The organism is Acinetobacter sp. KS-LM10 (genome assembly GCF_036896575.1).
In the GTDB taxonomy this organism is placed as follows: Bacteria; Pseudomonadota; Gammaproteobacteria; order Pseudomonadales; family Moraxellaceae; genus Acinetobacter; species Acinetobacter avistercoris.
This window is the reverse complement of sequence record NZ_CP145906.1, coordinates 77,656-90,859: the sequence shown is the minus strand read 5'-3', so window position 1 is coordinate 90,859 and position 13,204 is coordinate 77,656. Positions and strand designations below refer to the sequence as shown.

Sequence of the window (13,204 nt, the reverse complement as noted above, 5' to 3'; positions counted from 1 at the left end):
GCTTTGGCTCTCTTTTTTTGTTTCTTAAGCAAAGTTTTAAACCCAAGTTTAATCAATCATCTTTTACTTCATTTAATTTCATTTTCTCGGATTTTGCTACCCAATAGGTTGCCAAAGCAGGCCCTGAAATATTGTGCCATAAACTAAAAAGAGCACTCGGTACCGCTGTCACAGGTGACGCTGCAAAATGCACAGCAGCCAATGCAACGCCCAAACCAGAGTTTTGCATCCCCACTTCTACAGAAATGGCTTTACTATCAGCATAAGACAATTTGAACCATCGAGCCGCCCAGAAACCAATCATAAAACCCAAGCCATTATGCAAAATCACCACACCCAAAATAAGCAAGCCAGACTCTAAAATCTGTGCCTTACTCGCTCCAATGATCGCCGCAACAATCAATACAATAGCGACCACTGAAATCAGAGGCATGACCGTAATATACGACGCCACTTTCTCTTTCAAAAATGCCCGAACAATCAACCCCAAAATAATTGGAAAGAGCACCACTTGTAAGATTGAACTCAACATAGATAGCGCATCAATTTCAATCCATTGGCTCGCCAAAAGATAAAAAATAACAGGGGTTAATAATGGTGCCAATAGCGTTGAAACAGACGTACAGGCAACCGAGAGTGCGACATTTCCTTTTGCCATATAAGTAATGACATTTGATGCAGTTCCGCCAGGGCAACACCCCACTAAAATGACGCCAATCGCGATTTCAGCGGGCAATTGAAATAATTTACATAATGCATAGGCCAAACCAGGCATCACAAGAAACTGAGCAATCACACCAATTGAAACGGCTTTGGGATTTTTCAATACCCCTTTGAAATCATCAATGGTCATGGTCATTCCCATGCCAAACATAATCATTCCAAGCATCCACGTTATATAGCTTTTCAGCCATACAAATGCGTCTGGCATCAGCAAGGCAAGGCCTGCAAACAAGACGACCCAAAGTGCAAACGTTTTTTGAATAAATTGAGTAAATTTTATAAATGAATTCATACGCAATACCATGGGTTATTCTTGCACGCAACACAACGCATCTAAACTTAGCAAAAGAAGAGACGGATGCACACGATAAATTTGAAAAATTGATTTAAGACAACATCATTTTTATACACAGGTTGAAAGATCTGGTTTTAAAATTTGCATGACTTCTTTCGCATAAATACGTTTAATACCATGCGCCAACATCTCTTGCCAAGCGTGTTGTAATGAACCACCTAAATCAATTCCTTTGGTCAAATCTGAGATCACATAGCTATTAAAACCTAATTTTGCAGCGTCAATTGCCGTCCAAGCCACGCAAAAATCTGTCGCAATTCCTACGATAAAAACTGAATCAACCCCTCGTTCTTTTAAATAACCCGCCAAACCTGTCGAGGTTTTATGATCTGCTTCTAAAAAAGCGGAATAACTATCAATATGAGGATGACAGCCTTTCCGAATAATGAGTTGTGCTTTGGTAATATTCAAATCTGAATGCAGCGCTGCATCGTGTGTTCCTTGTACACAGTGTTCAGGCCACAATACTTGAGTACCGTAATTCAATTCAATTGTATCGAATGGCTTTTTATCATCATGATTATGGGCAAATGAAATATGATTTTTAGGATGCCAATCTTGAGTAATGACCACATGATCAAAATATTCAGCGATGTTATTAATCGGCGTAATAATTTGATCTGACGATGCAACTGCTAAATTTCCACCTGGTGTAAATCCATTTTGTACATCCACCACAATCAACGCGACTCGCTCAGATTGGAACATCTTCCCTACTCCCAATTGAAAAATTGAATTTAAGCTGAATATTACACAGGAAATGTAGGACTACAATGTTCGAATGACAATAAAAAGACGATGAGGAAATCGATTCCTAGAATGAATAATGATGAATAAGGTTTTGCACGTATTTAAAATCAGTCTGAATACTGCGAAAAAAGCGACAAGGAATAACTACGATCAATTGAATATCAATGGCTGTAGATCAACAAGCTCCGTATTATTTTTATCATAACGTTCAAGATCGTTTTAATATGGTTTTCAATACTGCTCTCAATCCTATCCTAAACCCTATCCTCAATTCTATTCCCAATATCAGCACTTAAAAAAATCAAATTCCAATTTTCGTCAGCGCACTTTTATTCACGGACATCTACACTTTCGATCTTATTCAACCCACACTCAAACGGCATCCAATGCGTAGATTCACGTTATGCAATTGGGATCAATACGGGGATGATATTTTAAACTTTATGCTGTTAAAGCGTTTATTTTGATTTTTTTTCAAAAAATGCTAAAAACAAATTTGTTTTATTTAAACTTTTTATTCACTTTGTTTAAAGTATATTGTTCTTCATCATTTGTTCGTTCATAATTTGCATAAGCATTATTCAATATGCTTTTTATATTGAGCATGCTATAAAATTAAATACAAACCCATCTATACGCTCAAGTAGCAACCTCAATCAGATGGAAATATAGGATATTTTTTTAAAATGACTACTCAACAAGCTCAGATTATTCAAGGCTCAATTGTCGCAATCGTTACGCCCATGTTTGAAGATGGCGCTGTAGATTGGAAGGGTCTAGAGAAGCTTGTTGAATGGCATATTGCACAGGGCACAAACGGTATCGTTGCTGTTGGTACGACAGGTGAAGCATCTACCCTGAGCATGACTGAACATATGCAAGTCATCAAAGAAATCATTCGTGTTGCAAACAAACGCATTCCAATTATTGCTGGCACGGGTGCTAACTCTACACATGAAGCCATTGAACTGACGCAAGCTGCCAAAGAATTAGGCGCAGATGCTGCACTTTTAGTGACTCCTTATTATAATAAACCGACCCAAGAAGGCTTATATCAGCACTATAAAGCGATTGCAGAAGCAGTGGATATTCCTCAAATTCTTTATAATGTTCCAGGCCGTACTGGTGTTGATATGCTGAACGAAACTGTGATTCGTTTAGCCGAAATCCCTCATATTGTGGGGATTAAAGATGCAACAGGTGATATCCCACGTGGTCAAGAACTTTTAAACGGCTTAGTGGGTAAAGACATGGTTGTCTACTCTGGTGATGATGCCACTGCTCATCAGCTTATGGGATTTGGTGCCAAAGGTAATATTTCTGTGACAGCCAATGTTGCACCGAAACAAATGAGTGAAGTATGTGCTGCTGCAATAGCAGGAAATACAGAAGCAGCTATAAAAGCCAATGATCAAGTTGCAAATTTACACAATATTCTATTTTGTGAATCCAACCCAATTCCTGTCAAATGGGCTTTGCATGAAATGGGTTTAATTGGTACAGGTATTCGTTTACCCTTAACGCCATTAGCAGAACAATATCGAGCACCGTTGCATGAAGATCTTAAAGCAGCGAGCATTATCTAAATAAGAGTTTTAAAATTATGCAATTACGTTTCGGTTTAACCCTTGCCCTATCAGCTTTAAGTTTAGCGGGTTGTAGTACGATTGGCATCGACAATGGTTCTTTGAAATACAAGAATACGACTGCACAAGAAGCGCTAAAATACCCTGAAGGTTCAATGGTTAGACCAGCAACGCCATTGTATCCTGCGCCTGTCGTTGAGCAGCTTGCAATCGATAACGCGCCGAACTTGGAAAATAAGCGTGGTAATCGCTTTGAGATGCCGCGTATTAAAGCAGCACAAGTTGCACCAAGCACCACTGAAAATATGAATGTTCAAGTTCAAAGTCGTCCGCAACTTTTGACGGATGGAAATGGCAATCCATTGATTAAAATTGATGGGAATTCTGCTACAATTTGGCAGTACACAATTGCCACGCTAAGTAGCTTGAATCACACCCTTGTAGGACAAGCAAAAAATACGACTGAAGCCACCATAAAAGTGGATGGTCAAACGTTCGTTTTAAAGCTGACCTCAGTAGGTTCAACTCATACATTGGCCGTGTTCGACACCAAGAATAACTTTGCAGATAAAGTAAAATCTGCAGAATTATTAACCCAGATTTATCAAAACTGGCCAGCCTAGTCGTCCTAGGCATCTTCTCTCTGAAATAGGTTCCACCATGTTGAAACAAACCTTGCTCTATACTGGTAAAGCTAAATCCGTTTATGAAACCGATAGTGCAGACCACCTGATTTTAGTCTTTCGTGATGATGCATCAGCATTTAATGGCGAAAAAATTGAACAGCTAGATCGCAAAGGGAAGGTCAACAACCGTTTTAACGCCTTTATTATGGAAAAACTCGCTGCTGCAGGCATCGAGACTCACCTTGAAAAACTTCTATCACCGAACGAAGTTCTTGTGAAAAAACTCAACATGATTCCTGTTGAGTGTGTGATTCGTAACTATTCTGCGGGTTCATTATGCCGTCGTCTAGGTGTTGAAGAAGGCCTAGAACTTACGCCACCAACATTTGAATTGTTCTTTAAAGATGATGCGCTTGGCGATCCAATGGTGAACGAATCTCAAGCAATTGCTTTAGGTTGGGCGACTGCTGATCAACTTGATCGTATGAAAGAATTAACGCACCAAGTAAACGTCGTATTAAAAGACTTATTTGCTCAAGGCAATATGCTTTTAGTCGATTTCAAACTTGAGTTTGGCGTATTCCATGACCGTATTGTATTGGGCGATGAGTTCTCTCCAGATGGTTGTCGCTTGTGGGATAAAGACACCAAGAAAAAGTTAGATAAAGACCGTTTCCGCCAAGGTTTAGGTGGTGTTGTAGAAGCATATGAAGAAGTTGCTTCTCGTATTGGTGTTGATCTATCTGATATCTAATTCATAAAGACATTAAAAAACCGAGTCAAATGACTCGGTTTTTTAATTGTTATTTTTTTCATACTTCAAATTTTTTTTCTTATGATTTTTAAAAATCATTTTTATTTTTTGCTTTTATCTTTTTAATTTTGTATTTTTCTCTTTTTCTTCGCTTGAACCGTTACCAAGCTCTCTCCTGCATTGGCAACAAGGTGAATATAAGAGTTTAAGATGAAAGTTTTATGACATTCAAATCATAAAAAAATATTTATTTATTCTTTATTTTGTATTCAATGGAAAAATTATATTTTTGACTGTTTGTTAAAATGATTTCAAACTTCAGAAACTTAGTTTTAATTAACTTAGCTCGAATCATTAGCATCGTTTTTACAAATATTACTTATTTAAATGATCGTTTTTACATATATTCAAAACGTGATTATTATTCTTTCCATACCAGGCAACTACAGGAGTTGGTGGCTCAATGAGAGAGACTGTAGTTGTCGACCAAATTTTGAAGTACCCTTTTCAGCCCAGTACACACATAGCACTGGGCTTTTTTTTGCCTGAAGATTAATCTTTACTGCTCTTATAGCTCTTACTGCTGTTGTTGCTCTTGCTGCCAACGACGTTGTTGTAAGCGCTCACCTTCTACTTCACGTTTATTCCGCGCAGATTCATATAACTTTGTACCTTTTAGTTCAGGAGGCATATATTCCTGAGTCACAAAGTGTTCTGGATAGTCATGAGGATATAGATAATCAATCCCATATCCTTGTGCTTTCATGAGCTTGGTCGGTGCATTTCGTAAATGTAAAGGTACAGGTAGATTTGAGGTTTTATCCGCTAAGTCTAACGCTTTATTGATTGCTAAATACGTACTGTTACTTTTAGCGCTGGTGGCCAAATAGACTGCACATTGTCCCAAAATAATGCGACATTCCGGCATTCCTACGGCTTGAACTGAACGAAAGCATTCGCCAGCCAAAAGCAAAGCATTTGGATTCGAATTTCCAATATCTTCAGATGCAGCAATCAACATGCGACGTGCAATAAAGACTGGATCTTCACCGCCTTTTAACATCCTTGCCATCCAGTACAAAGTGGCATCAGGATCACTTCCCCGAATCGATTTAATAAATGCAGAAACCAAGTCGTAATGCTGTTCACCAGATTTGTCGTAACGTGCGATATTTTGCTGTGCAACTTTGACGACCATGGCATTGGTGACGATATTTTCACTATCCACTTCAAACGTAGAAGCGATTAAATCTAGAAGGTTAAGTGCTTTCCGTGCATCACCTGCAGCAAATTGAATTAATGCATCATATTCTTCAATTTGAATGTGGCGATCTTGAAGAAACTGGTCTTGTTCCAGCGCTCGACGAATCAGATGCTGAATATTTTCTTCATTTAGAGGGTTTAAGGTATAAACCTGACAACGTGATAAAAGTGCATTATTCACTTCAAAAGAAGGGTTTTCAGTGGTTGCACCAATTAAGGTGATTTTGCCTTTTTCAACCGCACTAAGTAAGGCATCTTGCTGAGATTTATTGAATCGATGAATTTCATCAATGAACACCACAGGAATAATCAAATCGCCACTTTCAGCGATGATTTCACGTAATTCTTTAACACCCGTATTGAGTGCAGATAAGCTGATAAATGAACGATCAACTGCCTGGGCTAAAAGTAAGGCAATGGTGGTCTTACCCACACCGGGCGGCCCCCAAAAAATCACTGAGGGTAAATGACCTTGATCGATCATTTGACGAAGAGGTGCTTGCTCACCCAATAAATGATCTTGTCCGATAATCTCAGACAAATCACGTGGACGTAAGCGTTCTGGAAGGGGTATTTGGGTTTCGGACATAGATATTCAAAATCATAAAGTGCTGTTTCATAGTCTACTATGCCACAGCACAAATCAAATTATTTTAAGTTGTGTATGCGCTCATCTTTTACAATGCCATACTCTGAAAAACTAAGCATATTTATTGCGGTTTTAATTTCAATAAATTCGCGCCTTTCTCATCTTCAATCACCCAAATCGTACCGTCTGCTGCCTGTAATAGGTCACGAATACGTTTTCCCATCTGCAAACGTTGAACTTCGCGCACAGGTTTTTTTCTGATATCGACAACGATAATCGCCTCAGATGAAAGTCCACCAATCAGGGCTTTATTTTTCCATGCAGGAAATAGATCAGATTGATAGATCATTAAGCTCGAAGGAGAAATGACGGGAGTCCAATCCAATTCAGGTTTTTTAAATTCAGGGCGCGTATCATGATTCGGTATGGGTTTGTCATCATAATGGTTGCCATTAGACACAATTGGATAGCCGTAATTTTCCCCTCTTAAGACAAAATTTAACTCATCTCCACCTTTAGGTCCCATTTCGACAACCCAAAGCTTTTGCGTAGCATCAAATGCTAAACCAAGCGGATTACGATGTCCTAAAGACCAAATTTGTGCAGACACTCCACCCATATCAAAGAAAGGATTATCTTTTGATGCTGTACCATCATCATTCAGGTGTAGAATTTTGCCCAAATTCGAATTCATGTCTTGTGCAGGATCGAATTGTTGTCTTTCACCTGAACTGATCCAAAGCTTATTCTGCTCATCAAAAATAATTCGATGTGCATAGTGACCATCTCCTGAGACTTTAGGCACTTGCTCCCAGATTCTTTTTATATTTTTTAATTGAGGCGTATTTTGCTGTGTTAGGTCGAGTTCGCCACGAATCACAACCGCGCCATTTCCACCCTGCCCTTTTTCAGCATAGCTGAGATAAATCCATTTATTTTTGGAATAATCAGGATGTAAGGTGACATCGCCTAAACCACCTTGACCACCGTAGGCGACTTCAGGAATACCCTGTACAAGGGTTGATTGTTTTGAATTGGGATCAAAAAGTTTAAGCTTGCCCGATTTTTCTGTAATTAATAAATGTCCGTCAGGTAGCGATGCCAATGCCCATGGTTCATCAAACTGTGCAATTTTTTCAATTTGATAGCGTTGATCAATTTTATTATCATTAGCAACGACAGCCGATGACGCAGAATCAAGAGCTTCATTGGTGCGTTCAGCCTCTTTTACAGACTGACCTGAGTTAGAAGAACAAGCCACTTGAATCATTGCTACACAGCAAAAGCTGATTATCCATATTTTATTTTTCATTTTTTCCAGTCATTTTCTTGATTCATCTTAGATCATAGGCAAATTATTGGAATACAGCTTGGCTTAATTTTATTTTTCTATTACTAAATATGACAGATCGTTAAAAATATAGTCGCCAGTGAATATGACAAATAACAACCGTGGCAAACACGTGCCGACATGCGTGTTGAATCTAAACAATTAAAATGTGCGTACCCAACGTACAACGTATTCATCAATTTCATCTTCATCGATGTCTAACTCTGAAATACAGCGTCCAGCAACGGATTTTTTGGCTTCAATCACGCTATTTCTTGATCCTGTATTTAAATAATGCCATGACGGTAGCTTCTTGCCTTCATATAAACGTTTATATGCACAGCTTGTAGGTAACCAATTGATATTTGCTAAACTTTTATAATCAAGTTGAATACAATCAGGAACATGTTGCACTCGATTTTCATAATCAGAACAATAGCCCGTCTTGCAGTCTAATAACTTACAAGAGACTTTGGTATAACTGACTTCCTGCGTGTCTTCATCTTCGAGTTTCACCAGACAACATAAACCACAGCCATCGCACACAGCTTCCCACTCATCTTGTGTCATCTCTTGTAGAGAATATTCTTTCCAAAAATGTGGACGTAAAGACGGCATGATCATGACATTTTCAATAAACTAATTTGGCATTATAACATTAATATTTAAGCCAAAATTCTGATGATAGGGTTTACATAATATTAACTGAAAACATCAACTGCATAACTTTAATACACCTATTGCATACAGAGTGATCGATATTCTTTTCTATACTAAATCAACACTTATAAAAACACATGGAGAATCAAAATGTTTCGCTGGGCTATTATCTTTGCTGTGATCGCATTAATTGCAAGTCTATTAGGTTTTGGTGGTGTGGCAGGTTTATCAAAGGATTTTGCGGTTATTCTCTTGGTTGTTGCCGTGATTCTTGCAATCGTTGGATTTATCTCACGAGGCAAGGTCTAACTTTTCAGTTTTTACATCGTATAGTGCAACACATAAAAAAGAAGGATCCGTCCTTCTTTTTTATATTTTATCCCTTATAAAAACTTTGATCCATTCATAATTACTCACATTTCAGTTGACTTTTATTTTATTGAAATCATCCCTCACTGTATTTTTATGCTTTAATCTTTGCTCTCATTCATTAAAAAAACGCTCGTTCGTTTAGCTCTTTCATTTAAAAATAGGGAATCCAATAATGACTCAAGCAATTAAAACTCGAGAAATTCAATACACTGCGCCAGATGGTTCAAACCTGATCGGTTATTTTGCAGCACCTGAAAACTCGCAAGCTGTTGCTGGTGTTATTGTGGCTCCTGAATGGTGGGGACGTAATGAATACACCGAACAACGTGCGCGTGAGCTCGCTGAACAAGGTTATGCAGCACTTGCCATAGATATGTATGGCAATAAAAATGTCACCACAGATGCCAAACAAGCCTATGAATGGATGATGCAAACTTTTGATGATGCTGAAACCATAGATACTCGTTCTAAAGCCGCTTTAGCGACGCTTGCTGCGCAGCCTGAGGTGGATGCAGCTCGATTAGCAGCGATTGGTTTTTGTTATGGCGGTAAAGTTGTCCTTGATTTAGCGCGTTCTGGGGCTGATTTAAAAGCAGTTGCGACATTCCATGCAAACTTAAGTCCAAAAGCACCAGCACAAGCAGGAACAGTCAAAGCAGAAATTTTAGTGTTGCATGGTGAACTAGACAGCATGGTGACCTTAGATGATGTTGCGAAATTCAAAGATGAAATGTTCGCAGCTCAAGTTGAGCATGATGTGATTATTTTTGAAGATGCGAAACATGGCTTTAGCAACCCTTTAGCAGATGAACGTGCCAAAGCCAATGACGTCGATTTAGGCTATAACGCAGCAGCAGAACAACAAGGTCTAGCAGAAATGTATGCCTTACTGGCCCGTCATTTAAACTAATATATTTTTCACTTAAATATTAGTTAAGATCAATTTAGAAATATGAATCATTAAAGAGGATAAGACAGTGACTGAACTTACTTGTGGATATTGCGATCATGATGAATATGATGTCATTGATAAAAATGATTTTGGCGTAATTTTGCCTGAGCAGAAACCATTAACCAAAGGACACTCTGTTATTGTTCCCTTGAGACATGTCAGTTCTTTCTTCGAAATTACGGATAAAGAACGTAAGAGCTTACAGTCTCTACTCGAACTAGCACGAAATGAATTACAACTTCGCCATCAACCTGCAGGTTTTCATATTTCATTTAATGATGGCCATGTATTTGGTGACGAACGTGCTGATCACCTACATATTCACATTATTCCCCGTTATGAAAATCAAACATTAAAATTAGATGGTCGTTGGGGTGTGGTGAGCGAATAATCTTATTCAGCTCATTAAACGATGATGAAAAGGATGCTTCGGCATCCTTTTTTATGGACAGATTTTTATATCTCAACATTATTTTCATCGCAGTGGATGGGATTGGTTATACTAAACACCTTCAATTTTTACTGAGTCCACATGACGCCATTTTCTTTTTCTGATGTTCTTCTAACTTGGTTTGATCAACACGGACGCCATGATCTGCCTTGGCAAATTGCGGATGATCCCTACAAAGTTTGGGTTTCAGAGATTATGTTGCAACAGACTCAGGTCAAAACAGTTTTACAATATTATGACCGCTTTATTCAACGTTTTCCGACGGTCCAAGATTTGGGACAAGCCAGTTGGGATGATGTCGCACCCTATTGGGCAGGTTTAGGCTATTACGCTCGCGCACGTAATTTACATAAAGCCGCAGGTATCGTTAGTCAGCAAGGCACATTCCCTCAAGCATTGGCGGATTGGGTTGCACTTCCTGGGATTGGGCCATCCACAGGCGGTGCCTTAATGTCTTTAGGTTTAAGACAATACGGCGTGATTATGGATGGTAACGTCAAACGTGTTTTATCACGCTTCTTTGCCATTGAAGATGATCTCAGTAAACCTATTCATGAGCGCGCGATGTGGCAGCTGGCAGAACAATTGTGTCCAACTGAACGTAATCATGACTATACCCAAGCCATTATGGATTTGGGAGCCACTATTTGTACGCCCAAAAAACCGCTTTGTTTGTACTGTCCGATGCAGCAGCATTGCAAAGCCTTTGAGCAAGGTTTAACGCTAGAGCTACCATTTAAAAAACCGAAAAAAGCTGTTCCGATTAAACATGCTAAAGTGATGTTAATCCAAGCTCCAGATCAAACATGGCTATGGCAGCAACGACCACACTCAGGACTTTGGGGTGGTTTATGGACTCTACCAATTGTAGAAAATGATTTGGAATTTGAACGTCAAGTTCAACAATTCAAACTAAAAACACAAGTCAAAGCCGTACAGATTTCACATAGCTTTACCCACTTCACCTGGATTTTAGACACTTACATTTTTAAAATTGATCATGATGAACAAGAGTTTATTCAAACCGAACTCGGTGGTGAATGGATGAGCGCCCAAAATGTTGCTGACTTCGGTATTCCGACCGCAATGAAAAAATTGATCTCTGCTGTAAATCTGTGACATAGTCGACAGAGTTTGTATCAATAAGATTAGATCTTTTTCATAAACGCTTAGATTCTTAGCTTTTTAGACGACGTGTAAACAAAGGTGATTTAGCGGCAATATTTAGCGACAATATATTGATATTTAAAATTCCCTCTCCGTCTGGGAGAAGATTAGGATCAGAGAAGAGTGATTGTGCGTTTGTTGTGGAAAAATGACTGTTGAAAGAAGTCTAATGAACTGAATGAATAGGTTTTTAAAAATATAAAGAGGATTTCAAGTGGCAGCTTTAATGCGTTATTGTGTTTTGAGTATATGTGTTCTCATTATTTCTGCATGTAGTACTGCACCCAAGAAACCTCAGCCTTTAGATCCCAATCTGGCCAATCGCTTAAAGACAATGAGTTTACCGACACGATTACCAATACCCGTGGATAACGTTAAAAATAAACAGCTTAAAGATACCTGGGGTGCTTCTCGTAGCAGTGGTCGAACCCATGAAGGAATTGATATCTTGGCACCGAAAGGAACAAAAGTTTATAGTACGACTGATGGTTTGATTAGCAGTATGAAAGACAATAATCTCGGTGGAAAAGTCATTTGGATCATGGGCCCTGCTGGAACTTGGCATTATTATGCGCATTTAGACGGTCATAAACGCGGTTTACGTGAAGGTGATTTTGTTAAAAAAGGTGAGCATATCGGGTATGTTGGCAATACTGGAAATGCACGTCATACTGCACCGCATCTACACTACGGACTTTATCTTTCAGGTCGAGGCCGTGGCGCAGTCAATCCTTATCCATATTTACGTTAATTTATTATTAGTTTTAGGAAATATCCATGTCAGAAGCTTTGATCAATCGTCTCGTTGAATTTGCAGAATCCGGCAATCAGCAAAGGATTGTACTCAATGGAGTAATCCATCAAGGCTGGATCATGGAAATTAGTGATGAAGCGCTGATGATCAGTACAGGATTTGCAGAAAAATCAGGTCATGATGCATGGCTAAAATTTGAAGATTTAAAGCAAGCTGAACTTTATTTCTGGGACAATCAGAATGATTTATGGGTTGAGTTTAAAATTTAGAAACATTGTATTGAGATCTTAAATCATTGGAGCAGGAACATGACAAAGCAGCGCTGTGGTTGGTGTTCCAATGATCCTATTTATATCACTTACCATGATATGGAATGGGGAAAACCGAGTATTGATGAACGACATTTATTTGAAATGCTCTGTTTAGAAGGCCAGCAAGCGGGTTTGTCTTGGATTACCGTATTAAAAAAACGTGAAGCTTATCGTCAGCAATTTTTTCAATATCCAATTGCAGAGATTGCACGCTTCTCAGATGATGATGTAGCTGAAAAATGTTTAGACACAGCTTTGATTCGTCATATCGGTAAACTTAAAGCCATTCGTGACAATGCCATTGCTTGGGAAAAAATGAAAAGCCAAGGCATAGATCCAGTCAAATGGCTGTGGGACTTTGTTGAACAAAGAACCATTGAAAATGATGTACCCGATTATACGCAAGCACCTGCACAAACTGAACTCAGTCTCAAACTTTCAAAAATATTAAAGAAAAATGGCTTTAAATTTGTAGGCCCAACAACGATTTATTCATTCATGCAGGCTGTAGGAATGGTGAATGATCATGAAAATGATTGTGCTTTTAAAACCTAGGCACAA

General features: G+C 38.7%; 15 protein-coding genes. 10 read left to right on the top strand and 5 right to left on the bottom strand.

All coding sequences use genetic code 11. From position 1 onward, the window contains the following. Positions 1-52: 52 nt before the first annotated feature. Positions 53-1,015, bottom strand: a complete 963-nt coding sequence (locus tag V5M36_RS00415; protein WP_338560880.1) for a bile acid:sodium symporter family protein — start codon at positions 1,013-1,015, stop codon at positions 53-55. Positions 1,016-1,126: 111 nt separating this feature from the next. After that, positions 1,127-1,786: a bifunctional nicotinamidase/pyrazinamidase gene (gene pncA, locus V5M36_RS00410; protein WP_338560878.1), complete on the bottom strand. Its 660-nt coding sequence runs from the start codon at positions 1,784-1,786 to the stop codon at positions 1,127-1,129. 728 nt (positions 1,787-2,514) lie between these two features. Here pncA and dapA point away from each other — a divergent pair. From dapA to purC, 3 genes are read left to right on the top strand one after another with little or no spacing between them, the layout of a single operon-like run. Continuing rightward, positions 2,515-3,414, top strand: coding sequence for a 4-hydroxy-tetrahydrodipicolinate synthase (gene dapA / locus V5M36_RS00405; protein WP_338560876.1), 900 nt, complete (start codon positions 2,515-2,517; stop codon positions 3,412-3,414). A gap of 17 nt (positions 3,415-3,431) precedes the next feature. Continuing rightward, complete coding sequence (locus tag V5M36_RS00400; RefSeq protein WP_338560874.1) at positions 3,432-4,037, top strand: lipoprotein-34 precursor (NlpB); 606 nt, start codon at positions 3,432-3,434, stop codon at positions 4,035-4,037. 37 nt (positions 4,038-4,074) lie between these two features. Continuing rightward, entirely contained in the window at positions 4,075-4,794 is a 720-nt protein-coding gene (gene purC / locus V5M36_RS00395) for a phosphoribosylaminoimidazolesuccinocarboxamide synthase (RefSeq protein WP_338560872.1), read from the top strand. A gap of 577 nt (positions 4,795-5,371) precedes the next feature. Here purC and V5M36_RS00390 read toward each other — a convergent pair. From V5M36_RS00390 to V5M36_RS00380, 3 genes are all read right to left on the bottom strand, one after another. After that, entirely contained in the window at positions 5,372-6,646 is a 1,275-nt protein-coding gene (locus tag V5M36_RS00390; protein ID WP_338560870.1) for a replication-associated recombination protein A, read from the bottom strand. Between the two features lie 121 nt (positions 6,647-6,767). Next, the gene (locus V5M36_RS00385; protein ID WP_445206318.1) at positions 6,768-7,967 is read right to left on the bottom strand and encodes a PQQ-dependent sugar dehydrogenase; all 1,200 of its coding nucleotides are present in this window, start codon (positions 7,965-7,967) and stop codon (positions 6,768-6,770) included. A gap of 171 nt (positions 7,968-8,138) precedes the next feature. After that, entirely contained in the window at positions 8,139-8,600 is a 462-nt protein-coding gene (locus V5M36_RS00380) for a YcgN family cysteine cluster protein (RefSeq protein ID WP_338560866.1), read from the bottom strand. 186 nt (positions 8,601-8,786) lie between these two features. Between V5M36_RS00380 and V5M36_RS00375 the strand changes: the two genes are divergently transcribed. The 7 genes from V5M36_RS00375 to V5M36_RS00345 all read left to right on the top strand — a co-directional run bounded on the left by V5M36_RS00375 (position 8,787) and on the right by V5M36_RS00345 (position 13,198). Then, a complete protein-coding gene (locus V5M36_RS00375; protein WP_004776391.1) occupies positions 8,787-8,945 on the top strand; it encodes a DUF1328 domain-containing protein in 159 nt (52 codons plus the stop codon). Between the two features lie 235 nt (positions 8,946-9,180). Beyond that, positions 9,181-9,918: a dienelactone hydrolase family protein gene (locus V5M36_RS00370; protein WP_338560862.1), complete on the top strand. Its 738-nt coding sequence runs from the start codon at positions 9,181-9,183 to the stop codon at positions 9,916-9,918. 67 nt (positions 9,919-9,985) lie between these two features. After that, a complete protein-coding gene (locus tag V5M36_RS00365) occupies positions 9,986-10,351 on the top strand; it encodes an HIT family protein (RefSeq protein ID WP_338560860.1) in 366 nt (121 codons plus the stop codon). A gap of 141 nt (positions 10,352-10,492) precedes the next feature. Next, complete coding sequence (gene mutY / locus V5M36_RS00360) at positions 10,493-11,530, top strand: A/G-specific adenine glycosylase (protein ID WP_338560859.1); 1,038 nt, start codon at positions 10,493-10,495, stop codon at positions 11,528-11,530. Between the two features lie 274 nt (positions 11,531-11,804). Then, entirely contained in the window at positions 11,805-12,329 is a 525-nt protein-coding gene (locus V5M36_RS00355) for a M23 family metallopeptidase (RefSeq protein WP_338563943.1), read from the top strand. Between the two features lie 26 nt (positions 12,330-12,355). Beyond that, positions 12,356-12,601, top strand: a complete 246-nt coding sequence (locus tag V5M36_RS00350) for a hypothetical protein (RefSeq protein WP_338560858.1) — start codon at positions 12,356-12,358, stop codon at positions 12,599-12,601. A 39-nt stretch (positions 12,602-12,640) separates the two neighbouring features. Continuing rightward, a complete protein-coding gene (locus V5M36_RS00345; RefSeq protein ID WP_338560856.1) occupies positions 12,641-13,198 on the top strand; it encodes a DNA-3-methyladenine glycosylase I in 558 nt (185 codons plus the stop codon). Positions 13,199-13,204: the final 6 nt, after the last annotated feature.